Source organism: Halarcobacter sp., from assembly GCF_963676935.1.
Lineage (GTDB): Bacteria > Campylobacterota > Campylobacteria > Campylobacterales > Arcobacteraceae > Halarcobacter.
Genome location: NZ_OY781470.1, coordinates 2,243,816 through 2,268,655, shown reverse-complemented (window position 1 = coordinate 2,268,655; position 24,840 = coordinate 2,243,816). Strand labels below are relative to the sequence as shown.

25 protein-coding genes and 1 other RNA gene are annotated in these 24,840 nt (G+C 28.8%); 21 read left to right on the top strand and 5 right to left on the bottom strand.

The annotated features are described in order from the left end of the window. Positions 1–27: 27 nt before the first annotated feature. From ACKU4C_RS11120 to ACKU4C_RS11070, 11 genes are all read left to right on the top strand, one after another. On the top strand, positions 28–822 hold the full coding sequence (locus ACKU4C_RS11120; protein WP_321311977.1) for an HAD-IIB family hydrolase: 795 nt from the start codon (positions 28–30) through the stop codon (positions 820–822). Then, positions 815–1,978, top strand: a complete 1,164-nt coding sequence (locus ACKU4C_RS11115) for a DUF4147 domain-containing protein (RefSeq protein ID WP_321311976.1) — start codon at positions 815–817, stop codon at positions 1,976–1,978. The genes ACKU4C_RS11120 and ACKU4C_RS11115 overlap by 8 nt, the downstream gene beginning before the upstream one ends. Position 1,979: 1 nt before the next feature. Continuing rightward, positions 1,980–3,191, top strand: a complete 1,212-nt coding sequence (locus tag ACKU4C_RS11110) for a glycosyl transferase (RefSeq protein ID WP_321311974.1) — start codon at positions 1,980–1,982, stop codon at positions 3,189–3,191. After that, entirely contained in the window at positions 3,192–4,931 is a 1,740-nt protein-coding gene (locus ACKU4C_RS11105) for a sugar phosphorylase (RefSeq protein ID WP_321311972.1), read from the top strand. Positions 4,932–4,950: 19 nt separating this feature from the next. Continuing rightward, positions 4,951–5,790 carry a UTP--glucose-1-phosphate uridylyltransferase GalU gene (gene galU / locus ACKU4C_RS11100; RefSeq protein WP_321311970.1) on the top strand — a complete coding sequence of 280 codons (840 nt, stop codon included), beginning with the start codon at positions 4,951–4,953 and terminating at the stop codon, positions 5,788–5,790. 53 nt (positions 5,791–5,843) lie between these two features. After that, positions 5,844–7,307, top strand: a complete 1,464-nt coding sequence (zwf, locus tag ACKU4C_RS11095; RefSeq protein WP_321311968.1) for a glucose-6-phosphate dehydrogenase — start codon at positions 5,844–5,846, stop codon at positions 7,305–7,307. Beyond that, a complete protein-coding gene (gene pgl, locus ACKU4C_RS11090) occupies positions 7,300–7,989 on the top strand; it encodes a 6-phosphogluconolactonase (protein ID WP_321311966.1) in 690 nt (229 codons plus the stop codon). The genes zwf and pgl overlap by 8 nt, the downstream gene beginning before the upstream one ends. Then, a complete protein-coding gene (gene edd / locus ACKU4C_RS11085; protein ID WP_321311964.1) occupies positions 7,986–9,806 on the top strand; it encodes a phosphogluconate dehydratase in 1,821 nt (606 codons plus the stop codon). The genes pgl and edd overlap by 4 nt, the downstream gene beginning before the upstream one ends. Further along, on the top strand, positions 9,803–10,432 hold the full coding sequence (gene eda, locus ACKU4C_RS11080) for a bifunctional 4-hydroxy-2-oxoglutarate aldolase/2-dehydro-3-deoxy-phosphogluconate aldolase (protein WP_321311962.1): 630 nt from the start codon (positions 9,803–9,805) through the stop codon (positions 10,430–10,432). The genes edd and eda overlap by 4 nt, the downstream gene beginning before the upstream one ends. Positions 10,433–10,446: 14 nt before the next feature. Further along, complete coding sequence (locus ACKU4C_RS11075; protein ID WP_321311960.1) at positions 10,447–11,712, top strand: glucose-6-phosphate isomerase; 1,266 nt, start codon at positions 10,447–10,449, stop codon at positions 11,710–11,712. 115 nt (positions 11,713–11,827) lie between these two features. Continuing rightward, complete coding sequence (locus tag ACKU4C_RS11070; RefSeq protein ID WP_321311958.1) at positions 11,828–11,974, top strand: hypothetical protein; 147 nt, start codon at positions 11,828–11,830, stop codon at positions 11,972–11,974. Between the two features lie 87 nt (positions 11,975–12,061). Here ACKU4C_RS11070 and ACKU4C_RS11065 read toward each other — a convergent pair whose 3' ends face one another. Genes ACKU4C_RS11065 through ACKU4C_RS11055 form a run of 3 tightly spaced genes read right to left on the bottom strand, consistent with a single transcriptional unit; the run spans position 12,062 to position 12,897 of the window. After that, positions 12,062–12,421 (bottom strand): HepT-like ribonuclease domain-containing protein, encoded by a 360-nt coding sequence (locus ACKU4C_RS11065; RefSeq protein WP_321311956.1) that lies wholly within the window; start codon positions 12,419–12,421, stop codon positions 12,062–12,064. Then, entirely contained in the window at positions 12,414–12,713 is a 300-nt protein-coding gene (locus tag ACKU4C_RS11060) for a nucleotidyltransferase domain-containing protein (RefSeq protein WP_321311955.1), read from the bottom strand. Before ACKU4C_RS11060 ends, ACKU4C_RS11065 begins: the two co-directional genes overlap by 8 nt. A gap of 13 nt (positions 12,714–12,726) precedes the next feature. Continuing rightward, positions 12,727–12,897, bottom strand: coding sequence for an AlpA family phage regulatory protein (locus ACKU4C_RS11055; protein ID WP_321311953.1), 171 nt, complete (start codon positions 12,895–12,897; stop codon positions 12,727–12,729). 264 nt (positions 12,898–13,161) lie between these two features. On the opposite strand from ACKU4C_RS11055, the gene ACKU4C_RS11050 reads away from it, so the two are divergent. Next, entirely contained in the window at positions 13,162–13,740 is a 579-nt protein-coding gene (locus ACKU4C_RS11050) for a hypothetical protein (protein ID WP_321311950.1), read from the top strand. A gap of 154 nt (positions 13,741–13,894) precedes the next feature. On the opposite strand, the gene ssrA is transcribed toward ACKU4C_RS11050, so the two are convergent. Continuing rightward, positions 13,895–14,294, bottom strand: a transfer-messenger RNA (tmRNA) gene (ssrA, locus tag ACKU4C_RS11045). Between the two features lie 180 nt (positions 14,295–14,474). Between ssrA and ACKU4C_RS11040 the strand changes: the two genes are divergently transcribed. The 6 genes from ACKU4C_RS11040 to ACKU4C_RS11015 all read left to right on the top strand — a co-directional run bounded on the left by ACKU4C_RS11040 (position 14,475) and on the right by ACKU4C_RS11015 (position 20,201). Beyond that, on the top strand, positions 14,475–15,671 hold the full coding sequence (locus ACKU4C_RS11040) for a saccharopine dehydrogenase family protein (protein ID WP_321311948.1): 1,197 nt from the start codon (positions 14,475–14,477) through the stop codon (positions 15,669–15,671). A 129-nt stretch (positions 15,672–15,800) separates the two neighbouring features. Further along, on the top strand, positions 15,801–15,968 hold the full coding sequence (gene rd, locus ACKU4C_RS11035; RefSeq protein WP_320034845.1) for a rubredoxin: 168 nt from the start codon (positions 15,801–15,803) through the stop codon (positions 15,966–15,968). Beyond that, positions 15,958–17,100, top strand: coding sequence for a carboxynorspermidine decarboxylase (gene nspC / locus ACKU4C_RS11030; protein WP_321311945.1), 1,143 nt, complete (start codon positions 15,958–15,960; stop codon positions 17,098–17,100). The genes rd and nspC overlap by 11 nt, the downstream gene beginning before the upstream one ends. 12 nt (positions 17,101–17,112) lie before the next feature. Further along, the gene (gene ppk2, locus ACKU4C_RS11025; RefSeq protein ID WP_321315874.1) at positions 17,113–18,036 is read left to right on the top strand and encodes a polyphosphate kinase 2; all 924 of its coding nucleotides are present in this window, start codon (positions 17,113–17,115) and stop codon (positions 18,034–18,036) included. A 6-nt stretch (positions 18,037–18,042) separates the two neighbouring features. Next, positions 18,043–19,161, top strand: coding sequence for a polyphosphate kinase 2 (ppk2, locus tag ACKU4C_RS11020; protein ID WP_321311944.1), 1,119 nt, complete (start codon positions 18,043–18,045; stop codon positions 19,159–19,161). 32 nt (positions 19,162–19,193) lie between these two features. After that, positions 19,194–20,201 carry an alpha/beta fold hydrolase gene (locus ACKU4C_RS11015; protein ID WP_321311942.1) on the top strand — a complete coding sequence of 336 codons (1,008 nt, stop codon included), beginning with the start codon at positions 19,194–19,196 and terminating at the stop codon, positions 20,199–20,201. Between the two features lie 8 nt (positions 20,202–20,209). Here ACKU4C_RS11015 and ACKU4C_RS11010 read toward each other — a convergent pair whose 3' ends face one another. Further along, entirely contained in the window at positions 20,210–21,961 is a 1,752-nt protein-coding gene (locus tag ACKU4C_RS11010) for a VWA domain-containing protein (protein ID WP_321311940.1), read from the bottom strand. 90 nt (positions 21,962–22,051) lie between these two features. On the opposite strand from ACKU4C_RS11010, the gene tig reads away from it, so the two are divergent. The 3 genes from tig to def are packed head-to-tail and all read left to right on the top strand — an operon-like array spanning position 22,052 to position 24,477. Beyond that, a complete protein-coding gene (gene tig / locus ACKU4C_RS11005; RefSeq protein WP_321311938.1) occupies positions 22,052–23,353 on the top strand; it encodes a trigger factor in 1,302 nt (433 codons plus the stop codon). A 15-nt stretch (positions 23,354–23,368) separates the two neighbouring features. Further along, on the top strand, positions 23,369–23,953 hold the full coding sequence (gene clpP, locus ACKU4C_RS11000; RefSeq protein ID WP_321311936.1) for an ATP-dependent Clp endopeptidase proteolytic subunit ClpP: 585 nt from the start codon (positions 23,369–23,371) through the stop codon (positions 23,951–23,953). Between the two features lie 8 nt (positions 23,954–23,961). After that, positions 23,962–24,477 carry a peptide deformylase gene (def, locus tag ACKU4C_RS10995; RefSeq protein WP_321311934.1) on the top strand — a complete coding sequence of 172 codons (516 nt, stop codon included), beginning with the start codon at positions 23,962–23,964 and terminating at the stop codon, positions 24,475–24,477. Positions 24,478–24,840 lie beyond the last annotated feature (363 nt).

Here is a 24,840-nt window from a genome sequence, read left to right as displayed (position 1 = left end):
AGTGATTATAAAATGATACAATAAATTATGAAAACAGTAATATTTACAGATTTGGATGGAACTTTTTTAAATCATGATGATTATTCTTTTGCTGATGCAAAAGAATCCCTTGAGCTTTTAAAAAGTAAAAAAATTCCTATCGTTTTTACAACAAGTAAAACAAGAGTAGAAGTTGAAAAACTTCAAGAAAAAGTCGAAATTAACGAGCCTTTTATTATAGAAAATGGTGCAGCAATATTTTTTCCAAAAAACTATCAAAATTTTAATTTATCTTTTTTAGATGAACTAGATAATTATTATCTATATCAGTTAGGATTAAGTTATAACAAAATTTTAGAGTTTTATAATAAATATAAAAAAGAATTTGGAATGTTTGGCTTTAGTGATATGAGTGTAGAAGAGGTTATAAATTATACAGGATTGGATAGGCAGAGTGCAATTTTGTCTAAAAAAAGAGATTTTACAGAACCTTTTTTAATAAAAGATGATTTTTCAATAGAAAAATTACAAAATTTAGCTTCAAATTATGATATTAAAATAACTAAAGGTGGACGTTTTTATCATCTAATTGGAAAATATCAAGATAAAGGTTTAGCTGTAAAAAAAGCAATAGAAATTTTTGAAAACTTATATAATGTAAAAATTGATTCAATTGGATTAGGTGATGGGCCTAATGATATTGCAATGTTTGAAAATGTAAAAAAAGCAGTTATAATAAAAAATCATAAAAATGATTATGTAGAATATTTTGGGAATAATCAGCAAAAATCAAGCTATCAAGGTTCGAAAGGCTGGAATGAGATGGTACTAAAAAATGTATAAAAAAGAATTAGAAAAAATATATTATAAAGCTTTAAAAAAAGTGCAGGCAGATTCTATTATTAAAGATAATCTCTCTTTAAAAAAAGATTTATTAAAGATAGTAGATGAAAGTATTGATTTAAATAAAATAGATAATTTATATATCTTTGGCGTTGGAAAAGCTGCATATGCTATGGCTAAAGAGTGTGAAAAAATTATTGGAGAAAAAATTAAAGATGGTGTAGTTATCTCTACAACTAAAGGTAAATTAAAATATCTAAAACATTTTACTTCAACACACCCTGAAGTAACAAAAAAAAGTGAAAAAGCAGCTAAACTTTTATTTGAAAAAAGTTCTAAACTAAAGAAAAATGATTATTTTATATTTTTATTATCTGGTGGTGCATCAGCTATGATTGAAAAACCAATTGATGGGCTATCTTTAGGTGATTTTATAAAAGCATCTTCTGCTTTATTAACCTCAGGTATTGATATTAAAGCATTAAATACTATAAGAAAATCAATCTCTCAAATAAAAGGTGGAAAGTTAGCAAATAACTTTAAAGCAAAAGGGAAAGTATTAGTTTTAAGTGATGTAATTGGGGATGATTTAAATATTATAGGTTCTGCACCCATGAATAATGGAAAATTTAAACATCATTTAGTAGGAAACAATAAAATAGCTCTGAATGAAGCAAAAAAATATTGCAAAAAATCATTTGAAAAAGTTGATATTGTTACTACAACTTTGGCAAAAGATTCAGAAGAAGCATGCTTATATATAAGTAAACAAATTGAAGTGTATGATAAAAAATACAAAAGTTTTGTACTTTTATTTGGGGGAGAAACTACAACTACTGTAAAATCAAAAAGTGGTTATGGGGGAAGAAATCAAGAGCTTGCATTAAGACTTTTGATAAATGAAAGTATAAATAAAAATATTTCCATCTTAAGTGCTGGGAGTGATGGTGTTGATGGACGTTCTGATGCAACTGGAGCATTTATAGATTTCGAACTTTATAAAAAAGTTAAAAAATTGAATTTAAATCCAAAAGAGTTCTTAGACAATAGTGATAGTAATACTTTTTTTAAAAAGGTAGGATATGATTTTGTTACGGGGATAACAGGAACAAATGTAATGGATTTTATTATAGTATTAAAAAAAGGAGAAGAGTAAAATGTCAGATTTTTTTCAGAATGGAGTTATAACAACACTTCAAAATGTTGGTAATAGAAGCTTAGAGGATATGGAAAGAGAACTTGAAGAGTTTAGCGAAAGAAGAAAAATGGTACTTCTTTTACCTGCGTTATATTCAGAATTTGAAACTCCTGCAATGCATAAAATAATAGAAGAATTAAAAGAGGTAAAGTATCTTTATAAAATTATTTTGGGATTAGATAAAGCTACAAAAGAACAATTTGAAGAGGTTAAAGGGCTTATGTCTGTGCTTTCATGCAAAGTTGATGTTTTGTGGAATGATGGTCCAAGGATAAAAGAACTTTATAAAGATATGACAATTGAAGGGTTCCCTGGACTTGATACTCCAGGAAAAGGAAGAAATGTATGGACAATGATGGGGTATGGTTTAGCAGATAAAGATGCTTATGCTTTTGCCTTACACGATTGTGATATTGTAAATTACAGTAGAGAGATACCTGCAAGATTATTTTATCCAATTGTTCACCCTGCATTAGATTTTGAATTTAATAAAGGTTATTATTCAAGAGTAACCAATAAGCTTCATGGTAGAGCAACTAGATTACTTTATACACCTCTTATTAACTCTTTAGTAAAAGTGTATGGTGCAAATAGATACTTAGAATATATGGAAAGTTTCAGATATGCCTTATCTGGAGAGTTTTCTTTTATAAGATCTCTTGGTAGAGGTATTGGTATCTCTCCAACTTGGGGACTTGAAGTATCAACTTTAAGTGAAGTTTATAAAAATACTTCAAATAGAAGAATTTGTCAAACTCAAATTTTAGAATCTTATGAGCATAAACATCAAGAGTTGGGAAGTCAAGAAACAGGTGGTGGAATATATAAAATGGCAAATGATATTGCAAAAACTTTATTTAGAGTTTTAGCCCAAGAGGGTGTTGTATTTTCTCAAAGCTCTTTTAAAACTTTACTTGCCACTTATTTCCAAGAATCAAGATTTGAAATATCAAAATATAATGCACTTAGTAAACTAAATGGATTAGAGTATAACAGGGAAAAAGAGATAAAAGCAGTTGAAGCTTTCCAAGTTGCTATAAAGGAAGCTGCACAAGAGTTTTATGACGACCCAATGGGAATTCCTTCATTATCATCTTGGACAACTGTTAGATCTGTTATGTCTGATTTTTCATATAAGTTTAATGAGTATGTTAGAAAGGATAATGAATAAATGAAACATATATCGGATCCAGATCATACTATAAATAAGAGGATTCATAGATTATATCCTCCAGAAATTGCAGAAAGAGCAGTTAATAGTATTATTGATTTAATTTTTAAATATAAACAAAGAATTATTTCCAAAGAGTATCACTTAAGTGAAAAAGATATTATTCTTATAACTTATGGGGATCAAGTTAATAGGCACCATGAAGCCTCAATTCAAACGCTAAAAGAGTTTATGGATAAACATTTAAAAGGTGTTATTAACTCAATTCATATCTTGCCTTTTTATCCATCTTCTTCAGATGATGGATTTTCAGTTGTAAGTTATAATGCCGTTGATCCACATATGGGTTCTTGGAGAGAAATAGAGAGTATTTCTAGTGATTATAGACTTATGGTTGATGGAGTTATTAACCATGTATCACAATTTTCTGATTGGTTTAAAGCTTATTTGTCAGGAGATAAATATTTTCAAGATTATTTTATTGAAGTTGATCCTTCTCTTGATTTAAGTGAGGTTACAAGACCTAGAGCAACACCACTATTAAGTGAATTTACTGATGATGAGGGTAGGATTAGACATATCTGGACTACTTTTAGTAAAGACCAAGTTGATTTAAATTATAAGAGTCATAGAGTACTAAGAAATGTACTTGATTGTCTTTTTTATTATATTGAAAAAGGTGCTACACTAATCAGACTTGATGCCATTGCATTTATTTGGAAAGAGTTAGGTACACCATGTGTACATCTTCCTCAAACCCACGAACTTATTCAACTAATGAGAGAGGTTTTACACGAAGTTGCCCCTGAAGTAATTATTATTACTGAAACTAATGTTCCTCATCATGAAAATGTTTCATATTTTGGTAGTGGATCTGATGAAGCTCAAATGGTTTATAACTTTGCTTTACCTCCATTATTAGTTCATTCTATATTAAATGGAAATACAAAAACATTAACTTCATGGGCACAAACTTTAACTCTTCCTAGTGATAAGGTGTGTTTCTTTAATTTTACAGCAAGTCATGATGGAATTGGATTGCGACCAATAAAAGGGATTTTAGAAGATGAAGAACTTGAATATTTAGTTGGAAGAGTAAAAGAGCATGGGGGATTGGTTTCATATCGAACTGAACCTGATGGAAGTGAATCACCATATGAATTAAATTGTAGCTATATTGATGCTTTAACCCATCCAGATGAAGATGATAATATTAGATTTAAACGAATGTTAGTTTCTCAAGCAACTGTATTGGTTATGCCTGGTGTTCCAGGAATATATTTTCATTCTCTTGTTGGTTCAAGAAATTACCATGAGGGGGTAAAACACTCAGGTATTAATAGAGCAATAAATAGAGAAAAATACAATATGGATTGGTTAGAAAATGAGGTAACAACTCAAGGAACACTAGCAAAAAGAATGTTAGATTCTTACAAAAGATTAATATCTATAAGAATAAATGAAAAAGCATTTAATCCTTTTGGTAAATTTAAGTTTTTAGATTTAGATGAAAGAGTTTTTGCTGTTGACCAACATTGTAAAGATGATGTTGAAAGAATTTTAGCAATACATAATTTCTCAAATGAAACAGTTACTTGCATAATACCTGATAATATTGAAGGGACATTATGTGATATATTAACTTCAAACTGTACTATTTCAAATAGTAAAGAATATAAAGAAACAAAAGAGATTACACTTGAGCCATATCAAATAATGTGGCTTAAAGGTAGAATTTAAAAAATTAAGGAGAAGAAAAATGATAAAAAAATGTTTATTCCCAGCAGCAGGTTATGGTACAAGATTTTTACCAGCAACGAAAGCAATGCCAAAAGAGATGTTACCAATTTTAACTAAACCATTAATTCAATATGGTGTTGAAGAAGCTATGGAAGCAGGTTGTGATATTATGTCAGTTATTACAGGACGTGGAAAAAGAGCAATTACTGACCATTTTGACATATCATATGAGCTTGAACATCAGATTCAAGGTTCTTCAAAAGAAAAAATGTTAGCTGATATTAGAAATATCATTGATAAATGTACCTTTACTTATACTAGACAAAATGAGATGAAAGGTCTAGGTGATGCAATTTATAAAGGTAAAGTATTGGTTGGGGATAATAATCCTTTTGCTGTAATCTTGGCAGATGACTTGTGTGTAAATCCAAAGGGTGATGGTATTTTAGCCCAAATGGTAAAACTATATGAAAAATATAAATGTTGTATAGTTGCTTGTATGGAAGTTCCAAAAGAGGATGTTCATAAATATGGTGTAATTGAGGGAAAACCTATGGAGGATGGTGTTTATATGGTTTCAAATATGGTTGAAAAACCAGATAATGATAAAGCACCTTCAAACCTAGCTGTAATAGGAAGATATATTTTAACACCAGATATTTTTGAAGTGATAGAAAAAACTAAGCCAGGTAAAAACGGAGAGTTACAAATCACTGATTCTTTATGTGATCAAGCAAAAAAAGGTATGGTTTTAGCATATAAATTCAAAGGTCAAAGATTTGACTGTGGTTCAGTTGAAGGATTTGTTGAAGCTACAAACTATTTTTATAATTTAGAGAAAAAAGTAGAAAAAAAATAATCAAACTGTAACTTTTCTTTTCTATAATTAGTTAAATAAAAAAGTGAAAAATTATGAGTACAAGAAACAATTTATGCGATTTCGTTCTGTTTGGTGGTCATGGAGACTTGGCATTTAGGAAACTAATGCCTGCTCTTTATCACTTATGTAAAGATGGTTATTTAGCTGAAAAAAGTAGAATAATAACAGTTTCAAGAGCAAGTTTATCAAATGATGAACATATCTCTTTAGTAAAAGAAAAATTGATTGAATTTTTACCTTCTAATAGTTTTACCCAAGAAGATTTTTCTAGATTTGAAAAAAAACTTTTTTATGTTAGTGTTGATTTTTCAACTAATGAAGGGTATAAAAAATTACAAATATTATTAGATGAATATGATGAAAGAGATAGAGTAAATTATCTTTCAACATCTCCTAAATATTTTGCAGGAATTTGTCAATCTTTATCAAAGTGTAATCTTATTAAAGAAAATTCAAGAGTTGTACTTGAAAAGCCTTTAGGTAAAGATTTAAAATCTTCACAAGAGATTAATCAAAAAGTTCTAGAGTATTTTAATGAAGACCAAATATATAGAATCGATCACTATCTAGGAAAAGATACAGTTCAAAATATTATGGCACTTAGATTTTCAAATAGATTATTTGTGCATCTTTGGAGTTCAAACCATATTGATCATGTTCAAATTACTGTTGCTGAAAGTGTAGGAGCAGAGGGAAGATGGGGATATTATAATGAATATGGTGCAATGAGAGATATGATTCAAAATCACCTTCTTCAACTTCTTTGTCTTATGGCTATGGAGCCACCTTGTTCTTTAGATGCAAATGATATTAGAGATGAAAAAGTAAAAGTTTTAAAAACATTAAGACCAATTTTACCTGCACAGATAGCTTCAAGAACAGTAAGAGGTCAATATACAGCAGGTTCTTCTATGGGTGAATCAGTACCTGGATACAATGATGCACAAGAGATGCAAAGTAATACAGAAACATTTGCTGCAATTAGAGTAGATATTGATAATTGGCGATGGAATGGGGTTCCTTTTTATATAAGAAGTGGTAAAAGGATGCAAAGAAGAAATTCTGAGGTTGTAATTCAGTTTAAAACTATGCCTCACTCAATTTTTGCAGAAGACAATGCAAATTCAATTGTTGATAATAAATTAGTTATAAAATTACAACCAGAAGAGAGTATTGAACTTAGACTTATGAATAAAATTCCAGGTTTAAGTGAAACAATGAAGCTACAAGAAGTAAATTTAGAATTAAATGCTCCCCATACAGATAAAAGAAAACCTGATGCCTATGAAAGATTAATTTTAGATGTTATAAGAGCAAATCCGACACTTTTTATGAGATTAGATGAGGTTGAAGCTGCATGGAGATGGGCAGACCCTATAATTGAGAGTTGGGAGAATAATCTTGTACCAATGAAAAAATATACTGCTGGAACTGATGGACCAACAGCTTCTGTTCAGCTTATTGCTCAAGATGGAAGAAGTTGGAACGATGAATAGTCTTAAATTCTTTTCTTCAAAAGAGCAATTATTAGAAGAACTATGTTTTCATATAAGTCAAATATTAGAAGAGGGTATAAATCAAAATGGTAGTGCATCTCTGTTAGTTTCAGGAGGAAGTACTCCTAAGCCTTTATTTGAAAAATTATCAATAATAGATATTTCTTGGGAAAAAGTTACAATAGCTTTAGTTGATGAGAGATGGGTTCCAAATACAAATAAAGATAGTAATGAGCTTTTAGTAAAAGAAAATCTTTTACAAAATAAAGCTTCAAAAGCTAAATTTGTTGGAATGTATATAGAAAATAAAGATGTAGATAAAGCCCAAAGTGAAGTTTCAAAAAAATATAAAACTATTTACCCTTTTGATATAGTAGTTTTAGGAATGGGAAATGATTCTCACACAGCATCACTTTTTCCTAATAATAAAAAATTAAAAGAAGCATATGATTTAGAAAATGAAAACTTGTGTATATCAATTACACCAGATACAGCACCTTATAAACGAATGAGTTTAACTTTAGGTGGAATTTTGAGTGCGAAAAATATTATTCTTCATATTGAGGGGGAAGAGAAACTAAAAGTATATGAAGAGGCTTTAAAGTCAAATGATATTTTTAAAACACCAATTAGTGCTGTGTTAAACAATAAAAAAACCGATGTGGAGGTTTATCACACATGAATAATATAATTGAAAATGTAACAAATAATATAATTGAACGTTCTAAAAAAAGTAGAGAAATATATTTAAATAGAATTAAGCTGGCAAAAGAGAATGGAGTAAATAGAAAAAGTGTAAGTTGTAGTAATCTTGCCCATGCAATTGCACCTTTAAGTAAAGATGAAAAAAACTCTATGACTTCAACACAAAATCCCAATATGGCAATAATTACAGCTTATAACGATATGTTATCCGCACATGAGCCTTTTAGTGTTTATCCCTCACTTTTAAAAAGAACTCTTCTTGATAATGGTGCAACTGCACAAGTAGCAGGTGGAGTTCCAGCTATGTGTGATGGAATTACTCAGTCTCAACCAGGGATGGAGTTATCGCTATTTAGTAGAGATAATATTGCAATGGGTACAGCTATTGGTCTTTCACATAATGTTTATGATGGTGCATTTTATTTAGGAGTATGTGATAAGATTGTGCCAGGACTTTTAATAGGAGCTTTAACTTATGGTCATTTACCTTCAATTTTTGTTCCAGCTGGACCAATGCCATCAGGAATATCAAATTCACAAAAAGCGAAAATAAGACAAGAGTATGCTTTAGGAAAAGTTGGGAAAGATAAACTTCTAGAAGCTGAGTCTTCTTCTTATCATAGTAGTGGAACTTGTACCTTTTATGGTACTGCAAATTCAAATCAAATGTTATTAGAGATGATGGGATTACAGTTGCCAAATAGTTCTTTTGTAAATACAAATACACCTTTAAGAGATGCTTTAACGCAAGAATCGGCAAACAGACTTTTAAAACTTACAAAAAATAAAATTTGTATTGGTGAAATGGTTACAGAAAAAAGTTTTGTAAATGCAATAATAGGACTTATGGCTACAGGTGGCTCTAGTAATCATACTATTCATTTAATAGCTATGGCAAAAGCAGCAGGTATTGTACTTACATGGGATGATTTTAATGAAATTTCAAAAGTAATACCACTATTATGTAAAATGTATCCAAATGGAAGTGCAGATGTAAATCACTTTAGAGATGCCGGTGGGATGAGTGTTGTAATATCTGAATTGTTAAATGAAGGATTAGTACACAATGATATAAACACTGTATTTGGATTTGGATTAGAAAACTTTATTGTAGAACCAACTTTAAAAGATAAAAAACTAGTATTTAAAGAGGGGGCAAAAAAATCAAGAAATATAGATGTTATTTCTAGTGTTGAAAATCCTTTTTCAAGTGAAGGTGGACTTAAACTTCTAAAAGGGAATATTGGAAGAAGTGTTATTAAAACTTCTGCACTAAAAGAAGAACAGATGTTTATAGAAGCACCAGCAATTGTTTTTGATTCTCAAGAGGAACTTCAAAGTGAATTTAAAGCGGGAAATTTAGATAAAGATTTTATTGCAGTTGTTAGATATCAAGGACCAAGTGCAAATGGGATGCCAGAACTTCATGGATTAATGCCACCTTTAGGTGCTTTACAAGATAAAGGATATAAAGTAGCTATCTTAACAGATGGACGAATGTCAGGTGCTTCTGGAAAAGTTCCATCAGCAATACATTTAACTCCCGAAGCAAAAAAAAGTGGAGCTATATCAAAAATACAGACAGGTGATAAAATAAAATTTGATATAAACAATGGAGAAGTTTCTCTTTTGATTTCTGATGAAGAGTTAGCAAACAGAGAAATAATTATTCCTAATCTATTGGGAAATAGACATGGTATAGGAAGAGAACTATTTAGTACTATTAGGGATAATGTAAACAGTGCAGAAGAGGGTGGTACAATATTTGATTTAGTAGGAGAGGAGAGGTCATGAATGCAAAAGATGTAATGGGTATATCTCCAATTGTTCCAGTTATAGCAATAGATGATGAAAAAGATGCTTTACCTTTAGCAAAAGCACTACAAAAAGGTGGTGTAAATGTTATGGAGATTACTTTAAGAACAAATGCAGGATTAAAAGCAATTAAACTTATATCTGAACAATTACCTAGTATGAATGTTGGTGCAGGTACAGTTTGCAATGAAGATGAATTAATTCAAGCAAAGCAAGCAGGTTCAAAATTTGTATTTTCCCCTGGTATTTCAAAAGAGTTAATAGATGCTTCATTTAAGCATGATATTACACTTATTCCAGGAGTTGCAACTGCAAGTGAAGTTATGCTTGCACAAAATAATAATATATTTTATTGTAAATTATTTCCTGCAACATTAAGTGGAGGAGTTGATATTTTAAAAGCATTTTCAGGTCCCTTTGCAAAAATGCATTTTTGTCCTACAGGTGGAGTAAATTTAAATAATTTAAATGATTTTTTAATATTAAAAAATGTACTATGTGTAGGTGGAACATGGTTTGTTCCTAAAGATGCAATAGCAAATAATGATTTTGATAAAATTACACAGCTTTGTAAAGAAGCAATATCTAGTATTAATATAGATTAAAAGAAGGGGAAAAGATGTTATTTTTTGAACATAAGTTTGATGCAAAGATTGGAAAAAAAGCTAAGCAGAAAATTGATGAAGTTTTTAAAGCAATGAAAAAAGAGAGAAGCTCTGGAAAAATTGGATATTACAATCTACCAGAAAATGGATTTGATTTAGTAGATAAAGTTGAAGAATACAAAAAAAAGAATTCACTATTAAATGATGGTTCAATAAGAGATGTAGTAGTTATAGGAATAGGTGGTTCATCTTTAGGTACAAAAGCAGTATATGATTTATTAAAAGATCAAGTTAAAACAAAAAAAAGATTATACTTTTTAGAAAATGTAGACCCTCTTGATATTACTAGAACATTAAAAAAAATTGATAAAAACAAAGCTATATTTATAGTTATCTCTAAATCAGGTTCAACTATTGAAACAACATCGATTTTTAAATATATTATAGAAAGATATAAATTATCATTTAAAAATAAAGAAGACAAAAAAAGATTTATCGCAATTACAGATAAAGGTTCATCATTATCAATGTTAGCAGATAAAAATGAAATCAAACAGTTCAATATCCCGTTAAATGTGGGAGGAAGATTTTCTGTATTATCGGCTGTTGGAATTGTACCTTTATGTTTAGTAGATTTTGATGTAAAAAGTTTATTAAAAGGTGCAAAAGACTATGTAGATTCATTTTTTGATAAAAAAGAGAATATGTTATTAGAAAAAGCATTTTTTTATTCAAAATCAGCAAAAAACTTTCCTATAAATGTTATGTTCACATACTCGACACTATTTACATACTTTAATCAATGGTATGTTCAATTGTGGGCAGAATCTTTAGGAAAAATTGATAAACTTGGAAATAGTGTAGGACTTACTCCAATTCATTTAGTTGGTTCAGTTGACCAGCACTCATTTTTACAGCTAATTATTCAAGGTCCAAAAAATAAGACTGTTACAATTATAAAAATAGATGACTTTAAAAAGCCAATAAAAATACCAAAAATCAGTTTAGATTATTTGGACAAAGTAGATTATATAAATGGACATAAGTTTAACAAACTTATAAATGAAGAATGTAATGCAACATATGAAACAATAATAGATGAAAATATTCCAGCAGATTCTATAGTATTAGATAAAATTACACCTAATAATATTGGGGCACTAATACTTTATTATGAATTATTAACTTCAGCAGTTGGACAGTTTTTAGAGATAAATACTTATGATCAACCAGGTGTAGAGTTTGGTAAAATCAAATTAGTTAAAAAGTTTACTAAATAAAAGAAGAAATCGTAAGATTTTTTCTTTTTTACTTATATAAATTTGAACCTAATTAATTAAGTTTATTCTAATAAATAATATATAATCATTATAAAACAATTTTTTAAGGATATTAATGGATAGAATACTAGTTACACTCTTAATTGTATTAGTTTCAGTAGTAGCATTATTTGGCGTAATTCAATGGTCGTCAACACAAGAGGATAATTTAAAAGCTGATGCCTCAACTAGTGTTTCATCTACATTAAACAAAATTAAATAGTTCTAAGTTCTTATATAGTGGTGTCCTCTCTCGAAGTTGAATCTATATCGGGGCTTGAGAACTCATTTTTGGAAAAGACCCCTAAAATTAATTTTCAAAATTTTTTTTGATATCTTGAATAATAGTTTTAAATATTGGTAGATTGTATCTTATTACATCTTCTATAATATTTTCATCTGTACTATCATAGTCATGTGCAATATAATTTCTTACTGAACTAATACCTTTTAAATCTTCATTTGTAAAGTTTTCTAGTATTTTAAATTCATTATCATCTTTAAGTTTTGCAAATTGTTCAGCTATTCTAATTATGTTCATTCTAATAGCAGGTTTTATAATTCTATCTTCAATTGTATGAGTAATTTTAAGATTATTGTCATTGATTATAAAATCAATATTTTCAATACATTCTAAAATTTTATCTAGTCGATTAATCGCTTTAGACATAAACTATGTCCTTCATGATTTCTTTATTTGTATCAGGTACAAAATCAACTGGTTGTTTGAAAATAGATTGTAGTTCATCTTTTATTGAATCAATTCTAAGAAGTTTAGAAAAACCACCAATATATTTTTTAGAAAATTTTTCATAATCTAGCTTATAAGCAATATCAATATCACTATAGTCTGTGTTAGAATCTTTAGCATAACTACCAAATACTCCAACTATTTCTAAGCCTTCTTTTTGATATATTGGTTTTAGTTCTTTTAATTTATTTATTATTTCTTCTTTTCTCATAGTTTTAATTATATCATAATTTTGTTTTTATCCATAGCTCAATTTTTTCCTCTTCCCAAACAGTAACTCTAGGACTTAATTTAATAGGTTTAGGAAATTTACCTTCCTTAACCCATAACCAAATGGTACTTTTAGCAAGTCCAGTTTTTTTAATTACATCAGGAATTCTTATAAATCTAGTCATTTCGCTACCTTTCTGTTTAAGGGAGGAATTCCTTCGTCATCCTCGTTTCTGTTTATACTTTTCAAAAAAGTATCAAAATCTATGTGTTTAGTTCTTATATCAAAATTACTACTTCTTAGATATAAAAGTTCTTCTCCGTCAAATACTTCCATTATTTTTTGAGTATCATCTACTAAAGTATGTATTTGTAAGATATTTTTATCTACTAATTTAATGTAAACTAAGAAGATATCATTTATAATGAATTAAATTATAAGGAGAATGATGCAAATAGGAAATACTGAAGTAAAGAAAAAAGACATTATACCAATTATTCTTTCTATCATATTTACAATTGTTTTTCTTTGGGCAACATTAATAGCTAATGTAATTGTAAATGAAGAAATTTATAAAAACTCTTGGAATAACTATTTTGCAGCTACTTTAAGTATAGGTCTATTAGTATTTATGGAGTATAAACTTCGAACAAGTAAAAGGTATATAGAAAATTTTAAAAAAGCAAATCAAAGTAAAATAAAAATATATCTATCTATATTAATTGTTATCCCATTTATAAGTAAAATGATAACAGATAAAGCATTAATAGTTGTTCTACATACTATTGCAGATAAACAATATGTAGATAAAACTGTATATATAAAAGATTTTAAAAAAGGTGGAGGATATAAAGATACTTGCGGGAATAGAATTGATTTAGTAGGATATCAAATGTATTTTAATGGTAAAGTTTGTAGAGTTCCCGAAAAAGCCCTAAATAACCTCAATAAAGGTCAAAAAATTGTTCTTCATGAAGAAGAGTCTTATTTTGCTTTTACTCCAAAAAGTTTTTCATATGATGAGTAAGAGGAAGAATATTAGAGGTCATGTGATAATGATAACCTAGAAAAAAGATGAGAGGTACTTTTTTGTACATAAAAATTTACTGTGATACTTTTTGAAAATTAAATGATTAAAATGATATGAGGACTATTGGAGTTTTATTTAAGTAATAAAGTCATGGTGGAGGTGTCCGGGATTGAACCGGAGTCTTAAAACACCTACTACCAGCGTCTACATGTTTAGAAAGGTTGAAAAATTTCACTTTATTGCAACTCAACCTGCAAGGCAACAAAAAAACTAAGATTTAAAATGTCTCTAAAAAGGGCAATCAATTCTTTAAAGATAATCTATCTAGTGTGAACCCACGAACTCTACATAGATAGAATCTGTAGTGTGAGTCTCCAAGGTCTCAACCCAATATGGGGAGTCCTTTATAAGTTGTTAAACTTACGCAGCTTTTGCGTAAGCTGGAGCGTAATTTGTATTATTTGCGTCTAAAAAAAATGAGCCGCGTAACGGCATGCTCAGGCCGACATGCAACTGATCCTCAGTGCTCTAATCGATACCAAGTCACCCCCAAGTGAACTAGGAAACGAATTATATCAAAACACTTATTTATTTGCAAGTTTTTTGATATTTTCTAACAATAATTACATAAATAATTATAAAAAATAAATATAATAATAGTAGTATCTAAATTTTAACATTTCTTTACAAAAGTAATCATATAATTGTGAATATTTTTAATGGAGAATTTAATGGATAAAAAAGGTATTTTAATCATAGGTGCGGGTGGAGTAAGTAGAGTTGCTACGGTTAAGTGTGCTATGAATATTGATACATTTGAAAAAATTACTTTAGCATCAAGAACATTATCAAAATGTGAAGCTATGGCAGAAGATATTAAAAAGAATCAAAATGTTCAAATAGATGTAGCTCAAGTTGATGCTGATAGTGTTGAAGAGCTTGTAGCATTAATAGAAAAAGTTAATCCAAAAGTTGTTTTAAATGTAGCCTTACCTTATCAAGATTTAACAATAATGGATGCGTGTACTAAAACAGGTGTTGATTATGTAGATACTGCAAATTACGAACATCCTGATGAAGCGAAATTTGAGTATAAAGAACAATGGGCTAGAGATGGGCAGTTTAAAGATGCTGGGATAATGGGACTTTTAGGTTCAGGATTTGATCCAGGTGTTACAGGTGTATTTTGTGCTTATGCGCAACAAAACCTATTTGATGAAATTCATTATATAGATATTATGGATTGTAATGCAGGTGATCATGGTTATGCTTTTGCAACAAACTTTAACCCAGAAATTAATTTAAGAGAAGTGTCTGCAAATGGTAGGTATTGGGAAGATGGTAAATGGATTGAAACAAAACCTTTAGAGATAAAAGTTGAACATGATTATCCAGAAGTTGGAGTAAAACCTTCATATTTACTTTATCATGAAGAGTTAGAATCTCTATCTAAAAATATCAAAGGTTTAAAAAGAATTAGATTCTTTATGACTTTTGGTGATTCATATATTCAACATATGAATTGTTTACAAAATGTTGGTATGTTAGGTATTGAACCTGTAATGCACAAAGGTGTAGAGATTATTCCAATTGAATTTTTAACAACACTTTTGCCAGATCCAGCAAGCTTAGGACCAAGAACTGTTGGTAAAACAAACATTGGTTGTATTATAGATGGAATTAAAGATGGTAAAAAGAAAAAAATCTATATCTATAATGTATGTGACCATCAAGAGTGTTTCAAAGAAACAGGTGCACAAGCTGTAAGTTATACTACAGGGGTTCCTGCGATGATAGGAACAAAAATGCTTTATAAAGGTATATGGAAAGCAAAAGGTGTATTCAACATAGAAGAGTTTGATGCAAAACCATTTATGGATGAGTTAATGACTCAAGGTTTACCTTGGAAAATTCTTGAATTAGAATAAAATATTTAAAAGTAACTTGTTGCTTTCTTTAGGGTTTGCTTCTTTACAGAGAATTTAATTCTCTCGCTAAAAGAAGTAAAAATAGAAAGGTTCCTTAAAAGATGGGAACCATTTTTTAAGGAGATTATTATGCAAAAATATATTTGTACAGTATGTGATTATATTTATGACCCAGCTTTAGGAGATGAAGATACTGGTATTGAGCCAGGAACTGCATTTGAAGATTTACCAGAAGATTGGGAGTGTCCTGACTGTGGAGTAGGGAAAGAGGATTTTGAACCATATAATGAAGACTAATATTGTAACTAATATAAATGAACTTCCTAGCCCAGCCTTTGTATGTGAGGAGGAACTTCTTATAAAAAATCTTGAGCTTTTAAAAAGAGTTCAAGATGAGGCAAATGTAAATATTCTTTTAGCTTTAAAAGGCTTTGCGCTTTGGTCAACCTTTGATTTATGTAAAAAATATTTAAAAGGGTGTTGTGCAAGTGGTTTACATGAAGCAATCTTGGCTAAAGAAGAGTTTGGAAGAGAAGTTCATACTTTTTCCCCTGCTTTTAAAGATGAAGAGATTGATGAAATTATTGATATCTCTAATCATTTAGTATTTAATTCATTTTCACAATTTGATAGATACAAAGAGAGAGCAAGAGGTAAAACCTCTATTGGCCTTAGAGTAAATCCTGAATATTCATCTGTTGAAGTTGATTTATATAATCCTTGTGGAACTTTTTCTAGATTAGGAATTACTAGAAAAAACTTTCAAGAAGATAATCTTGAAGGTGTAGATGGATTACATTTTCATGCTTTATGTGAGCAGAATGTAGATGCTTTAGAGGGTGCTTTAAAAAACTTTGAAGAGAGATTTTCAGAGTTTTTTCCTCAAATGAAATGGGTAAACTTTGGTGGAGGACATCATATTACAAGAGAAGACTATGATGTTGAAGCACTAATAAAACTTTTAAAAGATTTTAAAAATAGATATCCCCATTTAGAAGTATATTTAGAACCAGGTGAAGCAGTAGGTTGGCAGACCGGTTACCTTATGGCAACTGTGTTAGATATTGTTGAGAATGGAATGCAAATAGCCATTTTAGATACTTCGGCAGAAGCACATATGCCTGATACTTTAGCTATGCCATATAGAGCAGATATAAGAAATTCTGATTTACCAAATGTAAAAAAATATACATATAGACTTGGTGGTAATACTTGCTTAGCTGGGGATATTATTGGTGACTACTCTTTTGATAAACCTATAAGCGTAGGTGATAAAATTATACTTGAAGATATGATACACTATACTATGGTTAAAACAACTACTTTTAATGGAATTAAGTTACCATCAATTGTATTAAAAAAGAGCGATACGTGTTACCAAATTGTAAATAATTTTGGATATAATGAGTATAAATCTAGACTTTCATAAAGGTGAATGATGATGGGTGAAGATAGACAAATAATCAATGAAGAGTTTAAAGACGAAGAAGAAATTGATACGGAAGAGAATTTAAAACACAAATCTAAGAATTATCAAAGAGAGAGAAAGATTCTCCAAGAAAAGGGTAAAAAAGTTCAGATTTGGGTTAAAAAAGAGACTCTAGAATATGAAAAAGAGTTAACTAGACTTCAAATTGAATTATTAAAATTTCAAAACCATGTCAAAGAAAAAGGATTAAAAGTTTTAATGCTTTTTGAAGGTAGAGATGCCGCAGGAAAAGGTGGTACAATAAAAAGAATCACTGAACACCTAAATCCAAGGGGAGCAAGAGTAGTAGCTTTAGAAAAACCAAGTGATGTTGAAAAATCACAATGGTATTTCCAAAGATATACAAAGCATTTACCTAGTTCTGGAGAGATTGTTCTTTTTGACAGATCTTGGTATAACAGAGCTGGAGTTGAACCAGTAATGGGATTTTGTACTCCTGAAGAACACCATGAATTTTTAAGAGAAGTACCAGAGTTTGAAAATATGCTTGTAAAATCTGGAATCATTCTTTTAAAATATTATTTTTCTGTATCAAAAAAAGAGCAGGCAAGAAGATTCAAAAAAAGAGAAGTTGATCCTTTAAAACAATATAAACTATCTCCTGTAGACAAAGAATCTCAAAAACTCTGGGATAAATATACTATAGCAAAGTTTTCAATGTTAATGTCATCAAATACTGATTTGTCACCATGGACAGTAATAAAAAGTGATAATAAAAGAAAAGCTAGAATAAATTGTATAAAACATATTTTATCGCAAGTTGATTATCCAAGTAAAGTAGATAAAAAAGATATTGAAATTGATAGTGATATTCTTATTAGCGGTAAAGAAGAATTAGAAGTTATGGAACAAGAAAATAAATTTGCAAAGGCCTAATAAAAAATGAATTTAAGTGATTTCGAAAAGACAAACTATAGTGGTTTATATATATCTAAAGCTGCTCATCCAGCTTTTGGAAAAAAATATATAGCTAGATTTCAATATGATAAAAAAAGATATGTAAAGGTTTTAGGATATACAAAAAAAGATAATCTTACTAAAAAAGCTGCACTTACATTAATGCAAAAATTTAAAGATTCTATTGTAAATCAAAAAGAGGAAAAAATATTATCAAAAGCAAAAAATTTAGATAAAGCTTCTTTTGATAAGTATCAAGAATTGATTGAAGAAAATAAAGCATTAAAAACAATACTTGGAGATTTTAAAGATTTAGACCCTCAAATTTTAAGAGATGGTATTCAAAAAATTTATGACTTAGAAGAGTTAAAACAGTATCAAATTGAGTTAATTAAACTACAAAACTATTTAGAAGCAGAAAATAAAAGAATGATTATTCTTTTTGAAGGAAGAGATGCTTCTGGAAAAGGTGGTGCAATTAGACGAATTACAAGATATATGAACAACAAACACTATAGAGTTGTTGCTTTAGGTAAACCAACAGACACTCAAAAAAACCAATGGTTTTTCCAAAGATATATTCAACATTTCCCAACTGGTGGAGAGATGGTACTATTTGATAGATCTTGGTATAACAGAGCGATGGTTGAACCAATATTTGGATTTTGTACTAAAGAAGAGTATGAAATTTTTATGGAAGATGTAGTTAATTTTGAACAAGATTTAGTAAGACAAGGGATGATTCTTATTAAACTTTATTTTTCTGTATCAAAAGATGAACAAAAAAGAAGATTTGATAGAAGAATCAATGATCCATTAAGACAGTGGAAGTTTTCAGAAGTTGATATGCAAGCTCAAGATTTATGGTCAGAGTTTTCTGAAAAAAAATATGAGATGCTTAGACGAACATCATCAAGAGCAGCACCATGGCATGTGGTAAGAAGTGATGATAAACATTTAGCTAGGCTTGAAGCAATGAAAATAATTTTAAATTCTGTTGATTATGATGGAAGAAACTATGCTTTAGATTTTGAAGCAAATGAAAATATTAATATTTCAGTTCAAAAAGAATTAATGCAAATGAGAAAATCTGCAAACTATTAAAATATATATAGTTTGCAGTTTATAATATTTAGATGAATTTAGTGAAAAAATCTATTTTAATTTTTTTTATTTTAATATCTATTTCTAATCTTTATGCTGGCGTAGGATTGGATAATTTTGAGTTTTTAAATAAAAATAACAATAGACTTTTAAAAGGTATTATACTATATCCATCAGATGAAAAAAGTGATAAAACCTTTGCAGAAAATATCGCTTTTAAAGGTTTTGAAGCTAAAAAAAATGCCTTAATAAAAAAAGAGAAATCACCACTGATTGTATTTACGCATGGCACTTCAGGTAATTGGAAAAATCAATCTTGGTTAGCCGCAAAATTGGCTTCAATTGGTTATATTGTAATTGCTGCAAATCATCCTGGCTATACAACTGGGGATTCTTCTGCTTCTACTGTATTAAAAATGTGGAATCAACCAAAAGATGTAAGCTTTATGCTTGATTCTATTTTAAAATCTAAATATAAAAACTTTATTGATACAGATAAAATATATACTTTAGGTTTGTCTTTGGGTGGTTATACTTCAATGGCACTAACTGGTGCAAAGCTAGATATGAAATCTTTAAAATCTTTTTGTTCTAAACATGATGATATATCTTGTAGATATTTTAAAAAAGCATACTCTATATTAGACAATGATTTTTATAAAGAATCTTCAAAAGATTATAAAGACGAAAGAGTAAAAGCAAGTATAGCTATTGCCCCTGGTCTTGTACCTTTTATGACAAATGATTCATTAAAAAAAATAGATAAGCCAGTTCTTGTTTTAGGAGCAGAGTTTGATAAAAATGTTCCAGTTAAAACTCAAATTTTACCAAAAGTAGATAGTTTTTCAAAAAGCATTATTTATGGAGATATAAAAGATTCTTCCCATTTTAGTTTTTTGCAAATATGTAAAAAAGGTGCTAAAAAAATCCTAGAGGAAGAAGATGCATCATTTGTTTGTAATGATGGAAATAAAAAAACTAGACAAACTATTCATAAAGAAGTTTATAATAAAGTTGTAAATTTTTTAAATAATTTATAAAAAATTTACTACCAAGGAGTTGAAGATGTATCTTCATTTTTGGTTTTAACTTTTTTCAATAAAACGGGAGTTTTATCTTTTTGTAATTGTTCTAACCATTTTTTTTCTTCTAAATCTGAAATTTCATTTTGTTTTATCTTTTTATTTTGATTTTTTAGTTTTTTGTTTTCTTGTTCTTTGTTTTGCTGATTATTTTTTTCATCTTTAGAGTTTTTATTTTCTTGTTTCTTTTCCTTACTTTTACTATCTTGTTGTTTATTTTTATCTTGTTTTTGTTTTTTATTCTCTTGTTTATTTTCTTCTTGTTTATTTTTATCGTTGTTTTTATTTTCTTGTTGATCTTTATCGTTGTTTTTATTTTCTTGTTGATTTTTGTTTTTATCCTTTAAGAGCTTTTCAACAATTTCTAGATTTTCCCTCGTTTCTTTATCCTCTTTTATTTTCAAAGCATTTTCATACATTTTTTTGGCATTTTCTAGGTCTTTGAGTTTAACATAGGTATTCCCAAGATTGTGCAGTTTTTTGAATTCTAAATCTTTATTTGCACTTACTACATTTTTATAAGCTTCTTGAGCTTTTTTAAATTCTTTATTTTTGTAATATGAGTTTGCTAAATTGTAGTTTGCTTCAGGTGTTTTAGCTACTTTTTTATATTCTAAAGAGGCTTCTTTGTATTTTCCTTCATCATAATACTCATCAGCTTTTTCAATAGTTTTAAAATCAAATTCAAAAGCTTGTAAATTGTTTGTATTAAATACAAATATTAGTCCAAGTATGATTAAATGAGTAGATTTTCTTTTCAGATTAGGTAGTGAAGAAAAAGCAATTAATAATAAAAAAATACTAGTTGCTAATGGATAATAAAATAGTTCAGTATAAGTTTTGAATTTTTTTGATTCTAACTCTTTTTTAGAAGATTTTTTGTCAATATCATTTAATATTTGTTTAATATCTTCATTTGAGTTAGAATACTTAATATAACCACCATTTGTATTAAAACTTAGATTTTTTATGTTTTCATTTAACGAAACAGTTACAATACTGCCATCTTTTTTAGTCATAAAATCTCCATTATCAAGTTTTATTGGTGCTGCTTTATTTGTAGCAGTTGCGATTGTATAAATATTGATTTTATTTTTATTTGCATATTCAATCTCTTTTTCATAAGAATCATTATTTCCACCATCTGTTAAGATAATCAAATTTTTATTTTCATAACCTTTTAAAAGTTTATTTGTTGTTTCAAGTGTAGAAAATATATTTGAACCATTGTTAAAATTTATTCCAGGATTTAAATTTTCAACTAAAATTTTTAGTGAGTTAAAATCTTGCGTCACAGGTGAAAGTATAAAAGATGATTTTGCAAAAAGTATAACTGCTATGGCATTTTTCTTTGATAAATCTATTAGATTGAGAAGTTTTTGTTTTGCAAATACTAATCTATTTGGATAAAGGTCAGTTGCTAACATAGATTTTGATACATCTATTGCTACAACGATACTTGCAACCTCTTGTTTAAAGCTTTGTTCTTTTTCATTTGCAACTGGCCTAGCAAGAGATATAATCATCAAAATCAATGAAATAAACAAAAGAATATTTCTTGTTGTTTTATTCATATATGTATTTTTTATAGATAATTTTTCAATCACTTCTTTAGAAAAATACTTTTGAAAGGTGTCTTTATTTGTAATAATTAAAAACATCAACAAAAAAACTGGAATCAACATTAAAAATAGTACATTATGGTATAGAAATTGCAAAGTTATTTACTCTCTTATTTTGTATAATGGGTATTTTATTAAAATTAAGATAAAATCACGACTAAAATTAAAAAAATCGGAGTAAAGTTAATGGAATTTAACGCAAAAAGAGTTGATGAGGCAAATGCCGTTATTACTTCAACAGTATCTGCAGATACAGTAGAAAAAAACATAGAAAAAATTGCAAAACAAGCTGCAAAAACACTTGATGTTCAAGGTTTTAGAAAAGGTAAAGTGCCTGTAGCTGTAGTTAAGCAAAGATATGGAAGCAAACTAAGAGAAGATGCAGAGAGTGATGCTTTAAGAGCAGTTTTAAATGATGGTTTAAAAGAGCTTGATATTAAAAATGAAGATTTAGTTGGTGAGCCAGGTATTTCTAAATTTGATAAAAAAGATGATGGTTCTATTGAAGTAGAAATTAAAGTTGCTTGTAAACCAGCTGTTGAGTTAGGTGACTATAAAGCATTATTACCAGAAGTTGAAGAGAAAAAAGCTGAAGCTAAAGATATTGATGAAAGAATCGAAAGCATGGCTAAACAAATGTCTCCATTAGAAAAAATCAAAAGAAAAAGAATGGTTAGAGATGGTGACTTTGCTGTAATCGATTTTGAAGGTTTTGTTGATGGTGTTGCTTTTGAAGGTGGAAAAGCTGAAAAGTATTCATTAGAGATCGGTTCTGGTTCTTTTATTCCAGGATTTGAAGAGCAAGTAATTGGTATGAAATATGAAGAAGAGAAAGATATAGTTGTAACTTTCCCAGAAGAATATCAATCAAAAGATCTTGCAGGTAAAGAAGCTACTTTCAAAGTAAAACTTCACGAAATTCAAGAAAAAGTTGCTCCTGAAATCAATGATGACTTAGCTAAAAAAATGTTACCAGGTGAAGCAGAAGCTACTCTTGATATGTTAAAAGAAAAAATCGAAGAGCAAATTACTGCTGAATCAAAAGGTATTTACTATAGAGATGAGTTAAAACCAGCTTATTTAGATAAACTAGTAAATGAATTAAACTTTGCGTTACCAGCAGCTGTAGTTGACCAAGAGATTAACTATGCTTTAAATAACAAAGTAAGATCTATGACAGAAGATGAAATCAAAGAATTACAAGAAGATGCATCAAAAGTTGAAGCTATCAGAGATGAATTAAAAGATGATGCTGAAAAATCTGTAAAAGCTACGTTTATTGTAGATGCTTTAGCAAAAGCAGAAGGTGTAGAGGTAAATGATCAAGAAGTTACTCAAGTAATATACTATGAGGCAATGCAAACTGGTCAAAATCCACAAGAGATATTAAAAAAATATCAAGAAGCTGGATACTTACCTGCTATTAAAATGTCAATGATTGAAGATAAAGTAATTACTAAATTATTAGACGAAAAATTAGGAAAATAAATCTTAGGATAAAAAATGAGTTATATACCATATGTAGTTGAAAAAAGCGGAAGAGGGGAAAGAAGTTACGACATCTATTCTAGACTTCTAAAAGATAGAATTATTATGTTAAGTGGAGAAGTAAATGATGCAGTTGCATCATCTATAGTTGCTCAGTTATTGTTTTTAGAGGCTGAGGATCCAGATAAAGACATCTATTTATATATCAACTCTCCAGGTGGAGTAATTACAAGTGGTATGTCAATTTATGATACAATGAATTATATTAAACCAGATGTTTGTACTATTTGTATTGGTCAAGCAGCTTCTATGGGTGCATTTTTATTATCTTCTGGAGTAAAAGGTAAAAGATACTCTTTACCACACTCTAGAATTATGATTCACCAACCATTAGGTGGAGCACAAGGACAAGCTACTGATATTCAAATTCAGGCAAAAGAGATTCAAAGAATGAAAGATACTTTAAATCATATTTTATCTGAACAAACAGGACAACCTTTAGAAGTGATTGAAAAAGATACTGATAGAGATAACTTTATGAGTGCAGATCAAGCTTGCTCTTATGGTTTAATTGATGAAGTAATAACAAGCCATAAATAAAGAAAAAAATGATTAGAGAAGTAATAACATATCCAAATAAAATACTTAGAACAAAATCTAAGGATGTAGAGAAGTTTGATGAAGAACTTCATACACTGTTAGATGATATGTACGAAACTATGATAGACCAAAATGGAGTTGGACTTGCTGCAATTCAAGTTGCAATACCTTTAAACGTATTAGTTATTAACCTTCCAAATGAAGAGGATGTGCAGGATAAAGCTGATTTAATAGAAGCGATTAATCCTGTAATCACTCATAAAGATGGAGTTCAAGTTTTTGTTGAAGGGTGCCTTAGTGTACCAGGTTTTAACGAAGAGGTAAAAAGAGCACAACATATTATAGTTGAGTATTATGATAGATTTGGAGAAAAACAAACTATGGAGTGTGAAGATTTCCTAGCTGTTGCATGGCAACATGAGATGGAACATCTTGAAGGACATCTATTTATAGAAAATCTATCTATCATAAAAAGAAAAAAATTTGAAAAAGAGTGGAAGAAAAAGTTAAAAAATAAAAATTAACTTTCCCTCTTTACTTTCCCTATTTTACTATTAAACAATCTTAATACTTTGATAATTTATATACTATATAGATAAATAATTATAGTATTTACTTGTAATTATTTATATGCAGATTTAGTAGGTGTTTCAAAAGGTGATTTTAGTGTAAAAAATGGAAGTGCAAATTATAATCTTAATATAAAGTTACCTAAAGGGATAAATGGTCTTAAGCCTAGTCTAAATATTAATTATAACTCTTCAAATAAAACAAATGGCAATCTTGGAGTAGGTTTTTCATTATTAGGATTATCTCAAATAACAAAGGCTAAACAAAAGCTAATAAATGAAAAATTAGATAGTTCAAGAAATTATAATTATTATTTA

What these genes read in the sequence shown, in the direction of transcription:
- ACKU4C_RS11115 (WP_321311976.1), top strand. Translation starts at nt 815, where the DNA reads ATGTATAAAAAAGAATTAGAAAAAATATATTATAAAGCTTTAAAAAAA.
- galU (WP_321311970.1), top strand. Translation starts at nt 4,951, where the DNA reads ATGATAAAAAAATGTTTATTCCCAGCAGCAGGTTATGGTACAAGATTT.
- ACKU4C_RS11050 (WP_321311950.1), top strand. Translation starts at nt 13,162, where the DNA reads ATGCAAATAGGAAATACTGAAGTAAAGAAAAAAGACATTATACCAATT.
- ACKU4C_RS11120 (WP_321311977.1), top strand. Translation starts at nt 28, where the DNA reads ATGAAAACAGTAATATTTACAGATTTGGATGGAACTTTTTTAAATCAT.
- ACKU4C_RS11105 (WP_321311972.1), top strand. Translation starts at nt 3,192, where the DNA reads ATGAAACATATATCGGATCCAGATCATACTATAAATAAGAGGATTCAT.
- rd (WP_320034845.1), top strand. Translation starts at nt 15,801, where the DNA reads ATGCAAAAATATATTTGTACAGTATGTGATTATATTTATGACCCAGCT.
- ACKU4C_RS11065 (WP_321311956.1), bottom strand. Translation starts at nt 12,421, where the DNA reads ATGTCTAAAGCGATTAATCGACTAGATAAAATTTTAGAATGTATTGAA.
- eda (WP_321311962.1), top strand. Translation starts at nt 9,803, where the DNA reads ATGAATGCAAAAGATGTAATGGGTATATCTCCAATTGTTCCAGTTATA.
- ACKU4C_RS11055 (WP_321311953.1), bottom strand. Translation starts at nt 12,897, where the DNA reads ATGACTAGATTTATAAGAATTCCTGATGTAATTAAAAAAACTGGACTT.
- nspC (WP_321311945.1), top strand. Translation starts at nt 15,958, where the DNA reads ATGAAGACTAATATTGTAACTAATATAAATGAACTTCCTAGCCCAGCC.
- ACKU4C_RS11110 (WP_321311974.1), top strand. Translation starts at nt 1,980, where the DNA reads ATGTCAGATTTTTTTCAGAATGGAGTTATAACAACACTTCAAAATGTT.
- ACKU4C_RS11040 (WP_321311948.1), top strand. Translation starts at nt 14,475, where the DNA reads ATGGATAAAAAAGGTATTTTAATCATAGGTGCGGGTGGAGTAAGTAGA.
- ACKU4C_RS11015 (WP_321311942.1), top strand. Translation starts at nt 19,194, where the DNA reads ATGAATTTAGTGAAAAAATCTATTTTAATTTTTTTTATTTTAATATCT.
- clpP (WP_321311936.1), top strand. Translation starts at nt 23,369, where the DNA reads ATGAGTTATATACCATATGTAGTTGAAAAAAGCGGAAGAGGGGAAAGA.
- ACKU4C_RS11070 (WP_321311958.1), top strand. Translation starts at nt 11,828, where the DNA reads ATGGATAGAATACTAGTTACACTCTTAATTGTATTAGTTTCAGTAGTA.
- tig (WP_321311938.1), top strand. Translation starts at nt 22,052, where the DNA reads ATGGAATTTAACGCAAAAAGAGTTGATGAGGCAAATGCCGTTATTACT.
- ppk2 (WP_321315874.1), top strand. Translation starts at nt 17,113, where the DNA reads ATGGGTGAAGATAGACAAATAATCAATGAAGAGTTTAAAGACGAAGAA.
- def (WP_321311934.1), top strand. Translation starts at nt 23,962, where the DNA reads ATGATTAGAGAAGTAATAACATATCCAAATAAAATACTTAGAACAAAA.
- ACKU4C_RS11075 (WP_321311960.1), top strand. Translation starts at nt 10,447, where the DNA reads ATGTTATTTTTTGAACATAAGTTTGATGCAAAGATTGGAAAAAAAGCT.
- ACKU4C_RS11060 (WP_321311955.1), bottom strand. Translation starts at nt 12,713, where the DNA reads ATGAGAAAAGAAGAAATAATAAATAAATTAAAAGAACTAAAACCAATA.
- edd (WP_321311964.1), top strand. Translation starts at nt 7,986, where the DNA reads ATGAATAATATAATTGAAAATGTAACAAATAATATAATTGAACGTTCT.
- ppk2 (WP_321311944.1), top strand. Translation starts at nt 18,043, where the DNA reads ATGAATTTAAGTGATTTCGAAAAGACAAACTATAGTGGTTTATATATA.
- zwf (WP_321311968.1), top strand. Translation starts at nt 5,844, where the DNA reads ATGAGTACAAGAAACAATTTATGCGATTTCGTTCTGTTTGGTGGTCAT.
- pgl (WP_321311966.1), top strand. Translation starts at nt 7,300, where the DNA reads ATGAATAGTCTTAAATTCTTTTCTTCAAAAGAGCAATTATTAGAAGAA.